The 17,840-nt window shown below is 69.5% G+C and carries 21 protein-coding genes and 1 pseudogene; 14 read left to right on the top strand and 8 right to left on the bottom strand.

The genetic code is table 11. From position 1 onward, the window contains the following. Positions 1-171 precede the first annotated feature (171 nt). Positions 172-753 (top strand): hypothetical protein, encoded by a 582-nt coding sequence (locus HHX33_RS00640; RefSeq protein WP_182872857.1) that lies wholly within the window; start codon positions 172-174, stop codon positions 751-753. Here the strand turns inward: HHX33_RS00640 and HHX33_RS00635 are convergent. Continuing rightward, positions 719-1,699, bottom strand: coding sequence for a MerR family transcriptional regulator (locus tag HHX33_RS00635; RefSeq protein WP_182872856.1), 981 nt, complete (start codon positions 1,697-1,699; stop codon positions 719-721). The two genes, HHX33_RS00640 and HHX33_RS00635, sit on opposite strands and share 35 nt — an antisense overlap. A gap of 219 nt (positions 1,700-1,918) precedes the next feature. Here HHX33_RS00635 and HHX33_RS00630 point away from each other — a divergent pair, with 219 nt between their 5' ends. Next, positions 1,919-2,740, top strand: a complete 822-nt coding sequence (locus HHX33_RS00630; RefSeq protein WP_182872855.1) for a GNAT family N-acetyltransferase — start codon at positions 1,919-1,921, stop codon at positions 2,738-2,740. Here HHX33_RS00630 and HHX33_RS00625 read toward each other — a convergent pair. Both HHX33_RS00625 and HHX33_RS00620 read right to left on the bottom strand, forming a co-directional pair. Beyond that, positions 2,716-3,369, bottom strand: a complete 654-nt coding sequence (locus HHX33_RS00625; protein WP_182872854.1) for a response regulator transcription factor — start codon at positions 3,367-3,369, stop codon at positions 2,716-2,718. The genes HHX33_RS00630 and HHX33_RS00625 overlap by 25 nt on opposite strands. Continuing rightward, a complete protein-coding gene (locus HHX33_RS00620) occupies positions 3,347-4,495 on the bottom strand; it encodes a sensor histidine kinase (protein WP_182872853.1) in 1,149 nt (382 codons plus the stop codon). The genes HHX33_RS00625 and HHX33_RS00620 overlap by 23 nt, the downstream gene beginning before the upstream one ends. A gap of 166 nt (positions 4,496-4,661) precedes the next feature. On the opposite strand from HHX33_RS00620, the gene HHX33_RS00615 reads away from it, so the two are divergent. The 3 genes from HHX33_RS00615 (at position 4,662) to HHX33_RS00605 (ending at position 7,357) form a co-directional block, all read left to right on the top strand. Next, positions 4,662-6,518, top strand: coding sequence for a serine hydrolase domain-containing protein (locus tag HHX33_RS00615; RefSeq protein WP_182872852.1), 1,857 nt, complete (start codon positions 4,662-4,664; stop codon positions 6,516-6,518). Positions 6,519-6,653: 135 nt separating this feature from the next. Beyond that, the gene (locus tag HHX33_RS00610) at positions 6,654-6,965 is read left to right on the top strand and encodes a hypothetical protein (protein WP_182872851.1); all 312 of its coding nucleotides are present in this window, start codon (positions 6,654-6,656) and stop codon (positions 6,963-6,965) included. Then, positions 6,941-7,357, top strand: a complete 417-nt coding sequence (locus HHX33_RS00605) for a PIN domain-containing protein (protein WP_182872850.1) — start codon at positions 6,941-6,943, stop codon at positions 7,355-7,357. Before HHX33_RS00610 ends, HHX33_RS00605 begins: the two co-directional genes overlap by 25 nt. Before the next feature lie 28 nt (positions 7,358-7,385). Here HHX33_RS00605 and HHX33_RS00600 read toward each other — a convergent pair whose 3' ends face one another. Then, the gene (locus HHX33_RS00600) at positions 7,386-7,631 is read right to left on the bottom strand and encodes a hypothetical protein (protein ID WP_182872849.1); all 246 of its coding nucleotides are present in this window, start codon (positions 7,629-7,631) and stop codon (positions 7,386-7,388) included. A gap of 380 nt (positions 7,632-8,011) precedes the next feature. Between HHX33_RS00600 and HHX33_RS35425 the strand changes: the two are divergent. Then, positions 8,012-8,233 (top strand): annotated as a pseudogene (locus HHX33_RS35425) (MerR family transcriptional regulator); the annotation flags it as partial. 393 nt (positions 8,234-8,626) lie between these two features. Here HHX33_RS35425 and HHX33_RS35420 read toward each other — a convergent pair. Next, on the bottom strand, positions 8,627-9,046 hold the full coding sequence (locus HHX33_RS35420; protein ID WP_182872848.1) for a MarR family winged helix-turn-helix transcriptional regulator: 420 nt from the start codon (positions 9,044-9,046) through the stop codon (positions 8,627-8,629). Between the two features lie 48 nt (positions 9,047-9,094). Between HHX33_RS35420 and HHX33_RS00585 the strand changes: the two genes are divergently transcribed. The 8 genes from HHX33_RS00585 (at position 9,095) to HHX33_RS37605 (ending at position 13,743) form a co-directional block, all read left to right on the top strand. Further along, positions 9,095-9,856 carry a dienelactone hydrolase family protein gene (locus HHX33_RS00585; protein ID WP_182872847.1) on the top strand — a complete coding sequence of 254 codons (762 nt, stop codon included), beginning with the start codon at positions 9,095-9,097 and terminating at the stop codon, positions 9,854-9,856. A gap of 15 nt (positions 9,857-9,871) precedes the next feature. Continuing rightward, positions 9,872-10,342: a YciI family protein gene (locus HHX33_RS00580; protein ID WP_220501359.1), complete on the top strand. Its 471-nt coding sequence runs from the start codon at positions 9,872-9,874 to the stop codon at positions 10,340-10,342. 25 nt (positions 10,343-10,367) lie between these two features. Continuing rightward, positions 10,368-10,769 carry an FAD-dependent monooxygenase gene (locus HHX33_RS36975; RefSeq protein WP_310741155.1) on the top strand — a complete coding sequence of 134 codons (402 nt, stop codon included), beginning with the start codon at positions 10,368-10,370 and terminating at the stop codon, positions 10,767-10,769. 103 nt (positions 10,770-10,872) lie between these two features. After that, on the top strand, positions 10,873-11,772 hold the full coding sequence (locus HHX33_RS00570; protein ID WP_182872845.1) for a helix-turn-helix domain-containing protein: 900 nt from the start codon (positions 10,873-10,875) through the stop codon (positions 11,770-11,772). 439 nt (positions 11,773-12,211) lie between these two features. Beyond that, positions 12,212-12,460, top strand: a complete 249-nt coding sequence (locus HHX33_RS00565; RefSeq protein ID WP_182872844.1) for a hypothetical protein — start codon at positions 12,212-12,214, stop codon at positions 12,458-12,460. 17 nt (positions 12,461-12,477) lie between these two features. Next, complete coding sequence (locus HHX33_RS00560; RefSeq protein ID WP_182872843.1) at positions 12,478-12,903, top strand: hypothetical protein; 426 nt, start codon at positions 12,478-12,480, stop codon at positions 12,901-12,903. Between the two features lie 174 nt (positions 12,904-13,077). Then, the gene (locus HHX33_RS00555; RefSeq protein ID WP_182872842.1) at positions 13,078-13,356 is read left to right on the top strand and encodes a hypothetical protein; all 279 of its coding nucleotides are present in this window, start codon (positions 13,078-13,080) and stop codon (positions 13,354-13,356) included. Between the two features lie 189 nt (positions 13,357-13,545). Then, positions 13,546-13,743: a PEP-utilizing enzyme gene (locus tag HHX33_RS37605; RefSeq protein WP_220501358.1), complete on the top strand. Its 198-nt coding sequence runs from the start codon at positions 13,546-13,548 to the stop codon at positions 13,741-13,743. Between the two features lie 105 nt (positions 13,744-13,848). Here HHX33_RS37605 and HHX33_RS00545 read toward each other — a convergent pair whose 3' ends face one another. From HHX33_RS00545 to HHX33_RS00535, 3 genes are all read right to left on the bottom strand, one after another. Further along, on the bottom strand, positions 13,849-16,485 hold the full coding sequence (locus tag HHX33_RS00545) for a helix-turn-helix transcriptional regulator (RefSeq protein ID WP_220501357.1): 2,637 nt from the start codon (positions 16,483-16,485) through the stop codon (positions 13,849-13,851). Positions 16,486-16,725: 240 nt separating this feature from the next. After that, positions 16,726-17,550 (bottom strand): MFS transporter, encoded by an 825-nt coding sequence (locus HHX33_RS00540; protein WP_182872841.1) that lies wholly within the window; start codon positions 17,548-17,550, stop codon positions 16,726-16,728. Positions 17,551-17,586: 36 nt separating this feature from the next. Next, positions 17,587-17,832 carry a hypothetical protein gene (locus HHX33_RS00535; RefSeq protein ID WP_182872840.1) on the bottom strand — a complete coding sequence of 82 codons (246 nt, stop codon included), beginning with the start codon at positions 17,830-17,832 and terminating at the stop codon, positions 17,587-17,589. Between the last annotated feature and the right edge of the window lie 8 nt (positions 17,833-17,840).

The following is a 17,840-nucleotide window of genomic DNA, read 5'->3' as shown; positions in this document are numbered from 1 at the left end:
CTCGCCGCCGTCGACGGCTTCCTCGCCGCTCACGACGTGGGCTGAGCCTTTGTTCGGACCGGCACTTGAGTCTCAAGTAACCGGAGACTCCAGGATCGATGCCGTGGGCGGCGCGTTGTTCGTTTCCGCCGTCCGCGACCCATCCGATCCGACTTCGGGAGAGCGCATTCCATGCCGCGATACGTGACGCCGTCCGCTGAGGATGGCAAGCGCCTCATCGACGACTTCATCGACGAGACTTTCGGTGATCTGGACGCCAACCCGGACTTCGTCGCCATGCTGCGTACGGTGGTGCCCGAGATGCCCGCCGATCCCAGCCCTGAGCAGCTGGGCGCCTGGGCGGAGCTGTCCGAGCTGGTCCGCGACGCCGACTTCAAGGCCAGGGTCCGCAGGATGGCCGAGCATCAGGCGGCCGAGAGGGCGGCCGGGGATCAGACCGGTCTGCATCACGAGGTGACCGAGCTGGTCCGGGAACGGGTGCGGCAGGCGCAGGCGGACGGGGTCGAGCCGGGTTCGCAGGAGGCGCGAACGGTGCTGGTGGAGTTGATCGCCGGATACACCGCGACATTCGGTCATCCCGACAGTGCCGAGTACCGCCGGAAGCTGCTGACTCGGCTGGAGATCGCCGATGATCCCCGTACGGAGCGGTACTTCGCCCTGCTGTACACGATCAACGGCTGGCCGGCGCCGCCGAGCCTGGCGCCGGCGTTCGACTGGTTCACCCAGGCGCTCCGGCATCATCCCGTTCCCTAGAGGCCGGGTACGCGGGGTCGAGTGCGGCGAGGAACCAGCGGGCCGCAGGGACCGGATCGGGTTTCGGGGGCGTGCCGTTGATCATGGCCAGCAGTTGCCAGTATCGGGAGACCCGAGGGTCGGCCCCGATGCGGATCCGCTCGGCGAGCCAGAGCCGGAACCCGGCGTCGTCGGACCGCCCGTGGGCCTGGGCGAAGACGGCGACCAGCTCGTTCACGATGGGCCGGGCCAGGGCGGAGACCGGCGCAATCCCGTCCTTCAGGGCGCGGCCGACGAGGTCCAGCGCGGCCTGCTCGGCCCGCGCCCAGCTCTCGTGGTCGCCGTGCTCGGCGCCGGAGGAGCGGTCCGTCGCGTGTCGCTCGAACGCCTCGCGTGCGCTCTCCCGGAAGTGGGGGTCGCCGACCAGGTGCGCCAGCTCCAGCCACGCGTCGAGCTGCTCGGCCGATGGGTCGTCCGGCAGGTCGGGCAGCATCGAGCGCAGGTGCGCGGCGAACGCGGGCTCCATGTCGAGCCCGCGCGTCGCTTCGGCCACGAGATCGGCCACCAGCTGCCGGCGCCGCTCCGCCGGTAGCCGGGCGAGCCGGTTCACGCGGGCGATTCCGGCCGTGCCGGTACGGCGGGTGGTGACGTAGCGCAACACCGCCTGGCGTACCCGCAAGGTCTGGATCTGGTCCTCCATGGCCGCGATCTGCCCGGCGGCGATCTCGGCCAGAGTCTGCGTGTCGGCGAGCACCCGTGTGATCGTCGCGATCTCGACGCCGAGATCTCGCAGCGTACGGACGAGTTCCAGCCGGTCCAGGGCGTCGTGATCGTAGAGCCGGTAGCCGCCGGCCGACCGACCGGCTGGAGGTACCAGCCCTTCGTCGGAGTAGTACCGGACCGTCGGCACCGGCACCCCGGCGAGCCGCGCCACCTGGCCGATCGTGTAGAGCCCGTCGTCCTTCACACGTCCAGCGTGGCTCATCAGCCGCCCTTTCGGGGCAGATCCACGCTCGCGGGCGAATGCCGAACAGCATCGTCCGTCGGTGTGGACGGGCGGCCCGGACATTCGTCACCCGATCGCGGCGTGAAAACAGCGCCCGAGCCGCAAACAAGGCATGATGTGATGATTTACGTGAATGAGGCGAAACCACGGGTTCCCGGCGATCCTGATCTGCTGGTCAGGATGGAGCAGAACCTTGCCGAGCATGCCTGCCACCTGCACCGTCGCATGGATCGCTCGACTGTCACGGAGACGGACGACCTCCTGATCGCCGACAGCGGGCTCGACGACGACACTTTCAACATCGTCGCGGCGGCGCGTTTCACCGTGGACACCGCCCCCGCGCGGGTGGAGGAGACCGTCCGTGCGCTGGCCGCAACCGGTCGCCCCTTCTCCTGGTGGGTCGGGCCCGCCTCCACACCACCGAACCTCGCCTCGCTCCTGAGGGGCGCCGGTCTGCGGGCGGCCGAGGCCGAGACGGGCATGTGGAAGGACCTGCATTCCGCCCTGCCGCAGCCGCACGCCGATGGCCTGGACATCCGCCTGGTGACGACTCCGGAGCGGCTCGCCGACTACGCGATGGTCCTGGCCGCGAACTGGGACCCGCCGGCCGCGACGGTGCGCCGGTTCTTCACCGACGCCGCCGAGTGGGCCCTCGCGCCCGGCTGCCCCGCCCGGTATCTGGTCGGCTACGTGAGCGGCCGCCCGGTCTGCTCGGCCGAGGTCTTCCTCCACGGGGGAATCGCCGGGATCTACAACATCGCGACCCTCGCGACGGACCGCCGGCACGGCTACGGCGGCGCCGTCACCCTGGCCACCTTGCACGTCGCGTACGACGAGGGCTGTCGCACCGCGGTCCTGCAGGCTTCTCCGGACGGTGAGCCCGTCTACCGCCGCCTCGGATTCGATACCTGCGGCCGGTTCACCGAGTACGCCATCGCACGCGGCGCTTCCGCAGGAACTACGGGGGCTGGGCCGGGTCATTCGACCAGGCCGGCGCGGTAGGCGGCGATGGCCACCTGTACGCGGTTGGTGACGGCGAGCTTGTCGAACAGGTGGGAGATGTGGCTCTTGACCGTGGCCTCGCTCATGTTGAGGCGGGCTGCGATCTCGGTGTTGGAGTGGCCGAGCCCGACCTCGGTGAGCACCTCGCGCTCGCGGCCGGTCAGGGTCTCCAGCCGGGCGAGCGCGTCACGGCGGCGCCGGATGGGCTGGTCGGTGGTGAGCCGGTGGATCAGCCGCCGAGTGACCCGCGGGGACAGCATCGAGTCGCCGCCGTGCGCGAGACGGATCGCCCGGATCAGGTCGTGCGGCGAGGTGTCCTTGAGCAGGAACCCGCAGGCTCCCGCCTCCAGGGCGGTGAAGACGTGCTCGTCGCTGTCGAACGTGGTCAAGATGATCACCGCGGGTGGCCGGGCGAGCCGGCGGATGGCCCCCGTGGCGGCCAGGCCGTCGTACCGCGGCATCCTGACGTCCATCAGGACGACGTCGGGCCCCAGGCGGCGGACCGCGTCGACGGCCTGGTTGCCGTCCTCGGCCTCGCCCACGACCTCCACGTCGGGCGCCGACTCGATGATGAACCGCAGTCCGGCGCGGATCAGCGACTCGTCGTCAACCAGCAGTGTCCTGATCATGTGATTCCCTTGGGAACGCGTCCGCGGCGTGCCACGGCAGCCGGCCCTCAAGACACCAGCCTCCCGCATCGTCCGGCCCGCCGCGCACCGTTCCGCCGATCAGCCGGAAACGCTCCGCCAGGCCCTCCAGACCGACCCCGGCGCCGGTCTCCAGACTCGGCTGGGACGATCGTCCGTTGGCGACCGCGATCGTGACGCCGTCTTCCCTGTTCCCGGTGGCCGTGACCGTGACCGGGGCCCCGCGGGCGTGCTTGTGCGCATTTGTCAGCCCCTCCTGGACGAGGCGATGCGCGGCCCTCGCCGTTTCCGGTGGCCACGTCCCGATATCGCCGTGCAGGGTGACGGTCCCGCCGGCCGATACCCAGGAGTCCACCAGCCGCCGCAGGTCGGGGAAGCCGTCGTCATCGTCGGGCCCGGCGCGCAGCACGCCAAGGATCTTGCGCAGCTCTTCGAGCGCCTCCTGCGCGCTGACCCTGATCAGCGCCGCCTCCCGCTCGACGCGCTCCGGCCCCGCGCCCGCGTTCACCTCCAGGCCGCCGGCGTGCAGCGAAATGAGCGTCACCTTGTGCGCGAGCACGTCGTGCATCTCCCGGGCGATCCGGCCGCGCTCAGCGGACCTCGCCTGCTCGTTGCGCAGACGCTGCTCGGTCTCGGCGCGTTCGGCGCGCTCGCGCAGCGATCGGGTCAGCTCGCGGCGGGTGGTGACGTACGCCCCTGCCGTCAGCGTGACGCCGGTGGCGGTCACCGCCGAGATCAGCGCGTCCGTGCCCAACGTGCCGCCGTCCACCCACTGCTGGGCCAGGAACCCCGCCATGCCGATCGCCGCCAGAGCCAGGAAACGCGTGCCCGCGCCGGAGAACAGGCTGATCAGCAGCGGGCCCGGATTGCCCGACAGCACGTACGCGCCCGCCCCGGCGACGGCCACCGCGACCGGCCACCGGCCCCGGAACCACACCGCACCCGTGCCCGCCAGCCCGGCGGCGGCGATGACGGGTCGTGGCAGCGGCGCCCACGGCGTCTTGACCGCCAGGACGGTGAGGAACAGGGAGAGCGCCACGGAGGCCGCGCCGATCGCGTGTGGCCCGAGCGCGGTCACCCGCCGCAGCGCCGCGCGGTACGACAGCATCGCTTCAGCGTAGCCAGGGCGGCGGCGCGCCACCTCATACCGGCGTCGATGCCGTACGCCGGGCGTCTCCGACTTTCGTCGGAGACGCCCGTGGCCGCGATGGCGATGTGGCCGGACCCTCGCCGGCCGCATCGTGGATGGCCTCGACAAGGTCAGGAGCCGTCCCGTGTATCTCTTCCGTTCGATGCTCGTCGCGGCGTGCGCGGCGCTGACGATCCTCGTGCCGCCCTGCGTCGCCCCCCCTGCCGCGGCGGCCACCCATCTTCCGGACGGACGCGCGCTGGCGGACTTCTTCGACGCCGCGATGGCGGACGGGCTGGCGGCCGACCACGTGCCGGGCGCGGTCGTCTCGGTGGTGGGCGGGGGGAAGACGCTCTTCAGCAAGGGGTACGGACTGGCCGACGTCGAGAACCGCAGGCCCTTCGACCCGGCCACCTCGATGGTCCGGATCGCCTCGATCACCAAGCTGTTCACCTGGACCGCGGTGATGCAGCAGGTGCAGCGGGGCAAGCTGGACCTGAAGGCGGACGTGAACCGCTACCTCACCGCGTTCCGGATCCCCGCGACCTACCCCCGGCCGATCACGCTGCAGGACCTGATGGACCACACGGCCGGGTTCGAGGACCGCACGATCGGCGTGGGGTCGCGGAGCAAGGACGACGTGCCGCCCTTGGCGGACTATCTCGCCGACAACATGCCCGCGCGGGTGCGCCCGCCCGGCGAGGTGTCGGCGTACTCGAACTATGGGGCGGCGCTGGCCGGATACATTGTGTCGCGGGTGAGCGGGCAGCCGTATGACGAGTACGTGCGCGACCACATCCTCGCCCCGCTCGCGATGCGGCACAGCACGGCCGCCGAGCCCGTCCCCGCCCCCTTGGCCACGGATCTGGCGCGCAGCTACGACTACGAGGGCGGGGCGTATCGGCGTAAGCCGTTCGTCTTCGACAACCTCGCCCCCGACGGGTCGATCAGCGCCACCGCGAACGACATGGCCCACTTCATGATCGCCCACCTGCTCGACGGACGCTTCGGCGGCCGGCGCATCCTCGACGAGCCGACGGCCCGGCTCATGCACCGGCGGACGTTCGCGGCCGATCCGCGCATCGACGGGTACGCCCACGGGTTCAAGGAGCAGACGCTCAACGGGCATCGCGTGATCATGCACGACGGCGGCTGGGAGGGCTTCCAGAGCGCGTTGCTGCTGGTGCCCGACGCCGACCTCGGCCTGTTCGTCTCCACGAACAGTCTGGACGGGGCCGACGCCATGACCAAGATCGTTCCTGCCTTCTTCGACCGCTTCCTGCCCGGCAGGCGCGCCGTGCCCGACGGCGGTGCTTCCGTCGTGCCCGTCGAGGGCTTCTACAAGCTCACCCGGTCCGCCGAGTCCAGCATCGAGAAGGTGGTCGCCCTGACCGGTTCCACCCGGCTGCGGGTGGAGGGCGGGAAGCTCATCTTCAGGGGCTCGACGTGGAGCCCGCTGCGGCCCGGGCTGTACCAGCAGGACGGCGGCATGCAGCGGCTGGCGCCGGTGACCGGCGCGAGCGGTGTCGCCTACGTGGCCACGGACGGCCCCGCCTACCAACGCGTCCCCTGGTGGGACACCCCGCCGGTCGACGTCGTCATCGTCCTGCTGTTCGCCGTCACCGCCCTGACCGCCGTGCTCGGCCTGCCGGTGGCCGCTGTGGTCCGCCGGGCCAAGAAGCGTCCCGTTCCGCGTGTCTGGCGTGCCGGGCGTGTCCTGACCGGGCTCGCCGCCGCGGTCGGACTGGTGTTCGTGGTGCTGTTCACGCTGGTCCTGACCGGCGACACGAGCATCCTGTACGGCGTGCCGGCCAACGTCCAGGTCCTCCTGGTATTGCCGCTGCTGGTCCTCGCCCTCACCGTCGCCGCGCTCGCCACCACCGTGAGGGCCTGGCGGGGCGCGGGCGTCCTGGCCCGCGGCCACCAGGTGGTCGTGCTGGCGGGACTGCTCACCCTCCTCTGGTTCTGCCTGCACTGGAACCTGCTCGGCTGGCACCTGTGATCACTCGACCACCTGGCTCAGCAGGCTCGGCATGGAGTGGTGGAATCGTGAGGCCTCCGGGCGGCGTCGCGTTGCTCGGAGGATTCCTGCTTCTAGTGCCGGTAGTTTTGCTACTCAGAGTAGTAAACTGCCTCTATGGATACGCCTGAACAAGCCTTCCCGCCAGGGGAAGGGCCTGCGGTCAAGGTCAGCGTCTCTCTGCGGGCCGGCAACATCCGCGCGATCAAGGAACGTGTCGGCGCGCGCGGCTTCTCGGCCTATGTGGATGCCGCTGTGGAGCGGCAGATCGAGCGGGACCTGTTGGAGGAGGCCCTGCAGGCGAACGAGAACGAGAGCGGTCCCATCCCGCAGCATCTGCGGGACGAGGCCGAGCAGCTGTTCCGTAGCGTGAAGTCCGCTCCGGAGCTACAGGAGGAGCGTGCATGGCACGCGCACGAAGCAAGCTGAGTGCGGGGACGGTCATCCTTGACTCCGAGGGGCTCTCGAAGTGGTGTGCGGCTGATCAGCGAGTCACGGCGATCGTCCGAGAGGCACAGAACAACGACTTCCGCGTCGCTGTCAGTGCCCTGACGCCTATCGAGGCCTTCGACGGCCGAGTGGCGAACGATCGGTTGCGCTGGCACCTGTCGCGGCTGCGTGTCGAGCCGGTGACCGAGGAGGTCTCTGCCCACGCGATGGAACTGCTCCGTGAGAGCGGTCTGCACGGCCACAAATACGCGATCGACGCCGTCGTGGCCGCCACGGCTCTTCGCTCCACCCGCCCCGTCATCATCCTCACCTCGGACGGAGACGACATGGGCAAGCTCTGCGGCAAGGCGGTTCGCCTCGTACGCGTGTAAGCACTGATTGATCGCGCCGGCGATGCGACTACCAACTGGCTGAGCGGCGCGGGAGCCGCACCCCCACAAGCACCAGCGGCGCGTAACAGGTTAGGTCGGGACCCATGACCAGAGGCGGTCCGCACAGCGGCCGCAGGCCGTTCACCGGCAGCAGGGCCAGGTCCACCGGCGGGTGCTCGGCGCGATACCGCTCCAGGAGCGTCACCTTGGCGATCTCTCCGCCGAAGAACAGCCGGGAACCGTTGTGGTGAACGCATAGGCGTTGTTGGGCCACGCCAGGGTCCGCCCGGCAGGCGCGACCCGCATGGACAGCCTGAGCGCGATCTCGCGCGTCTCTCCCCAGCGCACCTGTTCCGCGCGCCGGAAGCCCAGCGCTCTCGCCCGGCGGGCCATGCCCGCGGTGGGCACGTACAGCGGCGTGGAGTCCTTGTCGGGGAACTCGCGCAGCCCGCGCAGGTCCAGTGGTTGGTGGCCGGATTGGTGACGACGATCGCGGCGAGTGGCGGCAACTCCGCGACCCGCAGCCCGAGTGGCTCGCCACGGCGCAGGAACCATCGTTCGGTGAACCACGGGTCGGTGAGCACGGCGTGACCGTCCAGTTCGAGCAGCACACATGAGTTGACCACGCGGGTGACCGCGATCGCTTGCTTGAGCATGCGGCCGACGGTGCTGGTTGATGTACGCATGAAGTCACGTGGGGAACTGACCATAGGGGAGCTGGCAGAGCGGTTCGGCCTGGCCACGCATGTGCTGCGGCACTGGGAGAGCATGGGCCTGATCGAACCCGCTCGGCGTGCCGGCGGTCAGCGCCGTTACGGGCGGGACGCGCTGGTGCGAGTGGCGCTGATATTGAGGGGTAAGGAGGCCGGCCTCGGGCTGCGTGAGCTGAGCGCCGTGCCGCCGACACGTACTGATCCCTGCGAGGCCGTCCTCGCCTGTCAGTTCGAGGGGGTGGGTGGCCGGGGGCGTACGGATACCTCAAGGACGACCGGCGTTCGTGAACCTGTACATCCAGTTCTCCATGACAACCCGCCCAGGGCCCGCAAAGAAGATTCGTACCTCACCACCTCTGCACAGACGACAGCCGGGCGTGCCGCGCTTCCTGGACGACGCCGGCAACGTCAGGTTCATCGGCCCGATCGGGACTGGCAAGACGATGCTCGCCATCACGCCGGCCCGCGCCGCCACCCACGCGGGCCCAAGGCCTACTTCACCGCCTGCGAAGAGGTGCTCAAGCGGCCGCCGAGTCCTCTCCGACTCAAGCGGACGTCACAGACGCTCGGCGATCAGACGGAGCACCGGGAGTGCTGCGGCGAGCCGATCCCGTTCCTCGGCGCTGAGATTGTTCACGACTACGGCGAGACGCTCAGTGATCACCTCTTCGCGGTTGCTCAGAGCGATGCGCCCGGCATCCGAAAGTGAAGTGATCACGCGTCGGCCGTCATCGGGGTCGGCTTCCCTGATCACAAGGCCGCGACGATGAAGCTCGCTCAGGGACGTGCCGACGGCCTGCGCGCTGATCCGTTCGAGAGCGGCCAGCTGCACTGAGCTCTGTGGACCCTCGCGTTCGAGTCTGGCCAGCACCCCGAGCTCGGTGAAGGTCAGGTCGTCGTCCGACGCGATCGTGTACAGCTGCCGGATGCGCCGGGCCAGTAGCCCGACGGAGATCCGGAGGTCCTTTGCCGTCATAAAACCAAATATAGCTTTATCAATCTAGCTTTGGTAGATTGCCGCATCATGTGTTACGACACCGATGCCGCGCCTCCGCGCTTTCAGCCCCCTATCACGACCGTTCACGGCACGACCGTCCGCCTCACCTCGGCGGACGGATCGTCGTTCACCGCCTACCATGCGCAGCCCGAGGAGGTGAAGGGTCTGGGTGTCGTTGTGCTCCCGGACTGGCGCGGGCTGCACGAGTTCTACAAACAGCTCACCGTACGGCTAGCTGAGCAGGGACATCCGGCCGTCGCTATCGACTACTACGGGCGTACCGCCGCCGATGACGACCGGGGACCGGACTTCTCCTTCATGTCGCACCTCCCCGGGCTCACCAGAGAGAACATCCAAGCGGACATCATGGCGGCCGCCGCCCACCTGGGTCGCCCAGCCGCCGCCCTCGGGTTCTGCATGGGTGGCCGCAACGCGTTCTTCGCCTCCGCGCCGGCTTTCGGTTTCGCTGCCGTCGTCGGTTTCTATGGAGCGCCCGGCATCGCCGGCCCGTACGGACCGGGGCCGACTCAGCACGCCGCGGAACTCCAGGCTCCGATACTCGCCCTCTTCGGCGGCGCTGATCAGGGCATCCCTCCCGAGGCGGTGGCCGAGTTCGACGAGGCGCTGACGGTGGCAGGAGTCGAGCACGAGGTCGTGACCTACCCGGACGCGCCCCACGGGTTCTTCGATGAGACCTACGCCGAGCACCATGAGGCCTGCCACGACGCGTGGCAGCGCGTATTGCGATTCCTGGCCGCCGCGGTACGCAGGACCGAGCGGGCGAGCTGACAGGCGGGGGCTGTGATGGACTTCGACCACTACTCGGTGGCTCTGCTCATCCTGCGTCCGGATGCGCCACAGCTGGACGATCAAGAAGCGCGTGACCTGCAGGACGCGCACATGTCCCATCTTGCGGAACTTCACGAGGCCGGGCACCTGGTGGTCGCCGGCCCGCTGCTCGGAGGGCAGGACGAGCCCTTCCGCGGCCTGGCCGTCCTCAATGTCCCGCCTGAGCGCGCCCGCGAGTTGACGGAGCGGGATCCAGCCGTCAAGGCGGGCCGCTTCTCCGTCAAGGTGGTCCCCTGGATGGTTCCCGCGGGCGCCATGAGCTTCTCGTCCGCCCGATTTCCCCGATCGATGACCGAAGTTTCGCCGACGGCACTTCGGTCACCTCGGAGGTGCTCGTCGGAGCAGACGGCACCAACTCCGCGGTCCGGCGGCAACTGCTGCCACACGCCGAAATCGACGCCTTGCACTGGGCGATCTACGGTATGACCCCCATTGCCGACGACACCCTGGAGTGGGTTCCCCCAGACCCTTTCGACACTTTCAACCGCGTCATCGGACCGGACGGCGTAACGCTGATGGTGGCCACCTGCCGCACACGCGAACCTGTCGCCGACGCCGCCGCCCGTCTCGCGCCGGGAACAACGCTGACTCACGTGCCGGGCTATCTGTCCTGGACTCTGCAGCGGCCAGAGCGGACGCCATACACACCATGTCACCCGGTCGTGGAGACGGCGCGAACGTCGCGATGCAGGACGCCTGTCTTCTGAGTGAAGCGCTGGCCGGCGCGGTATCAGGCCGGACGGCCCCAGCAGAGGCGATAGCCCGGTACGAAAGCGACATGCTGCGCTACGGCTTCCAGGCGGTGGCCGATTCGCTGCGGACCTTCGGACCCGCTGCGATGTTCGAGAACTGACTGCTCACTCGCTGCGGGCCAGGAGAGATCCGTGCGAACAGTAGACATAACCACGCGGCACATACGCGCTCCGGACCGCTTCGCGTACTTTCGTGAGCGGGCGATGCGGCTGCCCGAGCCGGTCGAGCTTGTCCACGACGGTGACGCGCCATTCTCGGCGCACGCGCAGTTCTGTGATCTCGGCAGCGTGACCATCTGTCGCTTCAGGACCTACGGGCCGCTCGACCTGACTCTGCGCCGCCCATGGGAACTGGTCCGGAGCGGCGACCCGCAGGTCGTGCGCATGCTGATCAGCATGGGCGGGCGGACCGGCCTGACACAGTTCGACCGGCAGGAGATCCTCCATCCTGGACAGGCGGCGTACTACCTCAGCTCCGCTCCGCACGAGGGATGGCGTCGTGCGGCCGGCCGGTTCTCCGACCTCCTCATGCTGTCCATCGAAGTCGACACTCTCGGTGATCTTCCCATCGCCACGCTTCGAGACAACGCCGCGTGCCGATTGCCGGTCTCCGTGGAGATGACCGGGCTTCTGAATTGTCTCGGGCGGAGGATTCTGTGCGGTGGCGACCATTACACGCGTGCCGACATCGAGATTGTCACCGCCATGCTCGTGAGCGCGGTCACCGGGGTGCTGACGCCGGAAGCTGACGATGACATACCGACAGGCCATCGCTTCAAGCGCTCGATCTGTGAATACATCGAGGAGAACCTCGGCGACCCGAACCTGACGCCGACCTCGATCGCCGCCGCTCACCATCTGTCGGTCCGCACCGTACACCGCCTCTTCGAGGGACAGGACGCGACTTTAGGCGCATGGATCCGCGCCCTACGCCTGGAACGCTGCCGGAAGGATCTTCTGTCGGTCGATCTCGCAGATCGTCCCGTCCATGCCATCGCCGCTCGCTGGGGGTTCCCGGATCCCGCGCATTTCAGCCGCTGCTTCACTGCCGCATTCGGTCTCACTCCAGGCGCGTATCGGCGCACCGGCGGCGGTCGAGCCTGAGCAAGTGAGCGGCGCGGACGGAGAATGCCGGACGCGGAGAGCCATCCGAACTCCTGCGCCGGATCGGGGGGACCGCCTCACGATCCAGGGTCCTGCCATGAACAGTTCAATATCGTTACCGGTCTTACCAGTGCGCCCGAAACCGTGCCGGCGCAGAGGCATGGCACGGATATTCAACCCGTTGGCGCTTTACGACATAGCGGTGAGTGGCATACCGACGAGACTCTGTCATCGGCCACGGCCGTCGACATCCCCCGCCAGACAGAAGAGGACAACTATGAAGAGGGCATCGGTTCTACTGCCTGCGGCAGCGGTTACCGTCCTTGGCCTGGCGCTACTCTCCCCAGGCCCGGCCTCGGCCGCCTCGGGGGGCGGGTGCTCCTCGTCGGCAGGCGTCGGCTTCGGAGTTCTCAAGGCCTGCATCAGCTACGACGGCCGGATGATTTCCGTAATCGCCGACTCCTACCTCGACGGCAGCATTCCCAGCGGCTGCACCCAGATCACGGACTTATACCGCGCCGGCGTTCTGGTCGCGACAACCAACATGCGCCAGTGCCGGTCCGGCATCAATGACGGAGTCGACCACGGCAGCTGGGGCAACGAAAACGTCAAATATTACTCCACCACCTGCGTCTACCTGAACGGGATCAGGCGCGGGTGCGCCTCCAGTCCCGTCCAGGTCGCCTGAGCAAGAAAGGAAACACCTTGATCAAGCGAATGGGTCGACGCCTGGCCGCCTTGTCGATCGCCGGCGCATCGCTGCCGGCGGTCAGTGGAGCCCATCCCGTCGCCGCCTCCGCGTCGACGGCCGCATGCAGCTTTCACCAGGTCGATCAGACGCGGCTGTACAACGCCGCCGGGCTCCAGGTCGGCAGCGTACTGCTCTACGTCGATGGGTGCGGATACGCCCAGGGATATACCCGATCGATCATACCCAACAACCTCGAAGTCGACCTGTACAGCGACAACGTCACCTTCAACGTGACACCCTGTAGCGGTCCCAACACATACAACTGCTGGTCGCCGCGAGTGTATGTCGGCTCCAGGCGAGTGGCGGTGTACGGGTGGATCTTCAGCGACCTCAACGGCGCCCTCGTCGCCTACGGCACCACCGGCTTCCACCAAGCCTGATCGCCTTCCTTCAGTGAACGGCCGTCCTCCGAGGCCGCGTCGACCCAGGCGAGTGGCGTGTTCATCCAATTGCGTGGCACTGATTCACAATGCTCGAATCGGCGCTGTGCCCCAAGATAAGAGAAATGATTCCGCAGAAAGGATTCCATGTTGAAGAGGCCGCGAAGACTTCTCGTGGACACCGCCACCGGACTCGCCCTGAGCGCGCTCGCAATCACCGTGACGGTAACCCCAGCACGCGCGGACACCTTCCCCGTCGGTACCTACAGCCTGAACTACACCTCCTGCGCCGTTGACCATCTGGAGGGTTACACAGGGCAGGGATCGCTCTACTACTACTCCAACTACTACACCGGCGGGTACGTGCAGGGCCGCTACTGGAAAAGCTTCTACACTCAGTTCTTCCGCGGCGGGGCGTGGGAGAACTCAGGTTACTACTATCGCTGGTGCTGATCGCGAAGTCGCATGGTTCCTGCTGATGTCGCGCCCCCGCGCGAGAGTGTCTGAAGGAATGCGATACAAAGAGCCAGGCGAAGCGCCGGGAATGGCGTAGCAACTGCTCGGGAACCTGAAGAGTGGTATGAAGCGGCATCTGGCGGCGTCCGCACGAGGCGCTGCCGGATCGGCACGAACATCGCCCTCGTGCTCTCGCGCGCCGCGATCGTCGCGCGAGAGCACGCCATCCCCGCCGTCCTCGGCATCCCGGCCGCGACGAGCAGGCTCCGCGACACTGCACGCATGCCCGCGAGCAGATCGCGGCCCGTATCCCGCCGGCCGGAGCGCCGGCGAGGGCCTGATCCGCCGGACTGTGGACCGCACCCATCGGGGTGTGGCCCGTAGCCGGATTCGTGGCTCCGCTCGGGCTGCCCTCATTGGGACTCCCGCCCCGAACCCCCAGGCGGGGGCTCCGCCCCGGCAGTCCCACAGCGGAATCCCCTTCCAGGGTCAGGCCGTCGTGCGGCGGAGCCAGCCGGCCAGTTCCCGGCGGTTCGAGACGCCCAGCTTCGCGTAGACGCGCTGCAGGTGGTTGTCCACGGTCCTGACGGAGATCGTCAGCTTGGCCGCGATGTCCTTGCTCGGCATCCCCTCGGAGGCCAGGATCGCGACCTCCCTTTCCCTGGCGGTGAGCGGTACGGCCGCGTCGGCCGCCTGGAGCATGGGCGTGCGCGCGCCCTCGCACATGGCCGCGCTGGCGGCCGCCCGCGCGGCCGCGGCGGAGGCCTGCCTGGGGTTGCCGGAACGGCGCCACAGCTCCGCCGCGGCGCTCGCCGCCTCCGCCGCGAGCAGGCTCGCCCCCATCCGGTCCAGGTCTCCAGCCACTGCTGTCAAGCCGCCCTGGTCACCAGTGGCCAGCGCGGTCGCCAGCCGTGCCCGGGCGGCGGTGAAGGGCCCTCCGGTCCTCGCGAGCTCCGCGAGACGGCCCGCCGCCTCCGCCGCGACGCCGAGCCGCGCGAGGTCCGTAAGGAGTACGGTCTCGGAGGAGAACTGCCCCCGCTCGCGGGCCTCGGTCGCCGCCGCCCTGAGCACCGTCCTGGCCGCCTCCTGGTCTCCCCGCGCGACGTGCGACCACGCCTCGCCGAGCCGTTCCTCGGGCACGTGCACCGGCGCCGCGAGGCCGGCGTGCTCGGCGAGGGCGGCCTCCGCCGCGCGCACGTCACCCTGCAGGGCCGCGGCCGCGGCGAGCCCGGCGAGGGCGAGCGGACGGATGACCACTGCCTGGGGGCGGGTGTCGCGCGCGATTTCCGCGTACCACCGACGCGCCGAGGCGGGGCGGCCGGCCATCAAGGCGTTGCGGGCGAGTGGAAAGACCAGGAGCGTACGCTGCCACCCGGTCGGCGCCGCACCCGGATCGGTGTAGGCGCGCTCCGCGGTGACGCGTGCCTCCTCCAGGCGCCCGCTCTCGGTCAGGGCCAGGACGAGGGCGGACCGCGCGGCCGCCTCATGCGGGCTGCGGCTTCTGCCCTCCACCCTCGCCCTGGCACACAGGGCCACGGCGCGTTCGGCCCACCGCACCGCCTCCTCACTCCGGCCGAGAAAGGACAGCGCGCTGGACCTCGTCGCGGCGGCGGCCGTCCAGGCCGCCACGCCCGCGATGTCTTCCGGCGGCGGTTCCCCGTCAGGCATGCCGTCGAGCAGGCCGAGGCTCTCGGTGTGGTGGCCCAGGCTGGAGAGCATGTTGGCTTCGTTCACCCGCAGCGCCCACAGCCCGGCGGCGCTCGTGACGCGGTCGCGCGCCGCGTCGTTCGCGGCGACGGCCTCCTCGCGGCTCGCACCGCGGCACCAGATGAGATTGTGGGTGCGCGCCAGCGCCACGGCGAGCGCGCGGCTCTCTGTGGCGGCACACCTGTCGGCCCGGCACAGCACCTCCTCGGCCTCCTGCGGCCGGCCCGCTTCCGACAACGTACGGCCGAGCAGGAGCAGCGCCGGGAAGGTGAGGGCCTGCTCGGGAATCGCCCGGAGGAAGACGAGCGCGCGGGCATGGTCGTCGCCGTACGCGGCGAGCCGGGCGGCCTGAAGGAGGAGGGCCGGATCGGCGGTGCCGGTGCCGGCGAGCCGGTAGGAGGCCAGGCGCATGGCGTCCTCCCGGCGGCGCGAGCCGGTCCGTTCCAGCCTGTTCGCCTGCTCGCGCAGGATCTCCCGGCGCCACCCCTCGGTGATGCCCGCGGGCAGCACCTCCGCGTAGAGAGGGTGTGCCAGGCGGGCGTACGTGCGCCGTCCGTCCCGTACGACGGTGACGAGTTCGGCTCGCTCCAGCTCGTCGAGGGCGTCGGTGCCGGGGTCGCTTTCCAGGTCGGCCACGGACACCGGGCCGCACAGCGCGAGGACGTCGAGGAGGCGACGGCCGCTCGGCGCCACCGTCGCGAGCCGGTGGCGGATCAGATCGGTGAGGCGGCGGGTGACCGGAAGGAGCTCGGTGGTGGCCAGCTGCCAGATCTCCCCATCGTTCGTCAGCCGGCCTTCGGCCAGCGCACCGCGTACCAGCTCGCTGAGATAGAGCGGATTGCCCCCGCTCGCGGCGTGTAATCGGTCGACGGTCTCGCGGTGGACGTGCCCGGCCAGGGCGCACTGGAGGAGCTCGTGCACCTCCCGCCAGGTCAGCGGCGCGAGGTCGGCGTGATGGACGGCATCGCCCCGCCCGAGCGTCACGACGCTCTCTTCGGACGAGGCGTCGGAGCGCACCGTGCCCACCAGGAAGACGGCGCCGGTCTCCATGAGCTGGCGCAGCAGCAGGGCCGAGGCGGTGTCGAGCAGGTGCAGGTCATCGATGAGCAGGACGAGGCGGGCCGTTGCGCTGTAGGCCCGCGACATGAGCCGGACCGCCGTCGCGAAGCCCGCGACGGGATCCGACAGGTCCACGCCGTCCGGCAGCAGATGGGCTATCGCCCCGAGGGGGATCTGGGCCGCCGCGCCGGTCGCGACCGCGCGACCCACGGCGTGTCCCCGGCCGACGGCGACGGCGAGACATTCCTCCGCCAGCCGTGTCTTGCCGACGCCGGGCTCCCCGAAGAGGAGGAACCCGTTGTAACCGGTTTCATCGAGGACCGTCGTGAACGCCTTCCGCTCCGGTTCACGGCCTACCAAGGACCATCGTCTCGGCACCATCTCAGCCGTCGACACCGCAGCTTTCTCCTTCCGCTGGACAATCGGGCGCGTTGTACGGGAGCCGGCCGCGTCGGCGGGGCCGGCCGGAGACGCCTCCTGATTGTCCGACGGGAGCCGACGGCAGGGGAGGGGAAGGTGCGAAAAACCGCACATCAGTAGTGATGCCGTTTGTGACGACCGCGGGCACACAGCACGGCGGGCCGGGCGGGTTGAGGTTCCCTACAGCGCGGACACCTGGGGTGTGGCGGGCGGAGCCTGCGTCATCCTGTTCGCGGATGCGGGCAGCCGGAGGGCCAGCCGGTGAGCGAGGATCGCGGCCAGGCCGGACATGACGATCGATCCGGTGATCAGATGAGCGCCCAGACCGTGCTGGAGCATCAACCCGGCCAGCGCGGGCCCGAGGGTGAATCCGACCGTGAAGGCAAGGGACGTCGCGGCGTTGTAGCGGCCGGACAGGGGCTCGGGGGCGAGATCGTTGATCATAGGCAGAAGGGCCGGGGACAGCATGGTCTCGCCGATTCCGACCATCACGGCCGCGAGGACGCAGGCGGCGATCGTCAAGCCGGTGCCGAGCCGGCCGGTGGCGAGTGTCAGGCACGAGGCGGTGGCCCACCAGCCGCACGCGGCGATGATCACGCTGGTGCGGCGACAGCCGCGGAGCAGCCGGAGCGCGGCCAGCTGGGCGAGGGCCACAGTCAGGGCGTCGGCGACGAAGGCGATGCTCACGACGTGCGGGCCGAGCCCGGCCGACTCGGTGACGTACACCGGGAACACCGAGATCAGGGGAGTGTAGCCGGCCAGGACCAGGAGCACGGTCAAGACCCAGATCCTCCGGAACAGGCGATCCCCCGCCACCTCGCGGTAACCCTCGCCGAGGCCCCCGGCGGTAACGCCCGCATTGGTGATCGCGTACCGGACCGCGAAAGCCGAGGCACGAGTCCGGGGCGCCAGTCGCGCCAGCAGGGCATCCTGGGCGGGAGACGCCACAGCTCCGCCCACCCCGGCCAGGGCCGCGGCGGCGAAGGCCTGCCACGGTGCCCCCACGACGGCGATGAACGCTGTCCCGGCCGCGGCGACCGACTATCCGCCGATCAGGGCGGCACGCGCGCCGAAACGGTCGATCGCCATACCTCCCGCGAGGTTGGTCATCAGGGCGCCGACGCCCACCGTGGCCGCCGCCAGCCCGGCTGTTCCGACGGCGATCCCGCGCACGCCGTGGAGATAAACGATCAGGAAGGGCATGGTCATGCCGGTGCCCACCGCGGACAAGGCGTGTGAGACGAGCGTCACCCAGGCGGATCGCGGCAGCCTCGGCATCAGGTCCATGCTCGGAT

Origin of the sequence: Microbispora sp. H10670 (genome assembly GCF_014161385.1) — a bacterium.
Taxonomy (GTDB): Bacteria; Actinomycetota; Actinomycetes; order Streptosporangiales; family Streptosporangiaceae; genus Microbispora; species Microbispora triticiradicis.
Note: the sequence above shows the minus strand (reverse complement) of the source record. Positions and strands in the feature narration are given on the sequence as shown.

Excerpts from the sequence above, each read along its gene's own strand:
- HHX33_RS00620 (WP_182872853.1), bottom strand. The coding sequence starts at position 4,495 with ATGCTGTCGTACCGCGCGGCGCTGCGGCGGGTGACCGCGCTCGGGCCA.
- HHX33_RS00605 (WP_182872850.1), top strand. The coding sequence starts at position 6,941 with ATGGCACGCGCACGAAGCAAGCTGAGTGCGGGGACGGTCATCCTTGAC.
- HHX33_RS00565 (WP_182872844.1), top strand. The coding sequence starts at position 12,212 with ATGATTTCCGTAATCGCCGACTCCTACCTCGACGGCAGCATTCCCAGC.
- HHX33_RS00570 (WP_182872845.1), top strand. The coding sequence starts at position 10,873 with ATGCGGCTGCCCGAGCCGGTCGAGCTTGTCCACGACGGTGACGCGCCA.
- HHX33_RS00640 (WP_182872857.1), top strand. The coding sequence starts at position 172 with ATGCCGCGATACGTGACGCCGTCCGCTGAGGATGGCAAGCGCCTCATC.
- HHX33_RS00580 (WP_220501359.1), top strand. The coding sequence starts at position 9,872 with ATGGACTTCGACCACTACTCGGTGGCTCTGCTCATCCTGCGTCCGGAT.
- HHX33_RS00610 (WP_182872851.1), top strand. The coding sequence starts at position 6,654 with ATGGATACGCCTGAACAAGCCTTCCCGCCAGGGGAAGGGCCTGCGGTC.
- HHX33_RS00625 (WP_182872854.1), bottom strand. The coding sequence starts at position 3,369 with ATGATCAGGACACTGCTGGTTGACGACGAGTCGCTGATCCGCGCCGGA.
- HHX33_RS35420 (WP_182872848.1), bottom strand. The coding sequence starts at position 9,046 with ATGACGGCAAAGGACCTCCGGATCTCCGTCGGGCTACTGGCCCGGCGC.
- HHX33_RS00630 (WP_182872855.1), top strand. The coding sequence starts at position 1,919 with ATGGAGCAGAACCTTGCCGAGCATGCCTGCCACCTGCACCGTCGCATG.
- HHX33_RS00535 (WP_182872840.1), bottom strand. The coding sequence starts at position 17,832 with ATGGACCTGATGCCGAGGCTGCCGCGATCCGCCTGGGTGACGCTCGTC.
- HHX33_RS00585 (WP_182872847.1), top strand. The coding sequence starts at position 9,095 with ATGTGTTACGACACCGATGCCGCGCCTCCGCGCTTTCAGCCCCCTATC.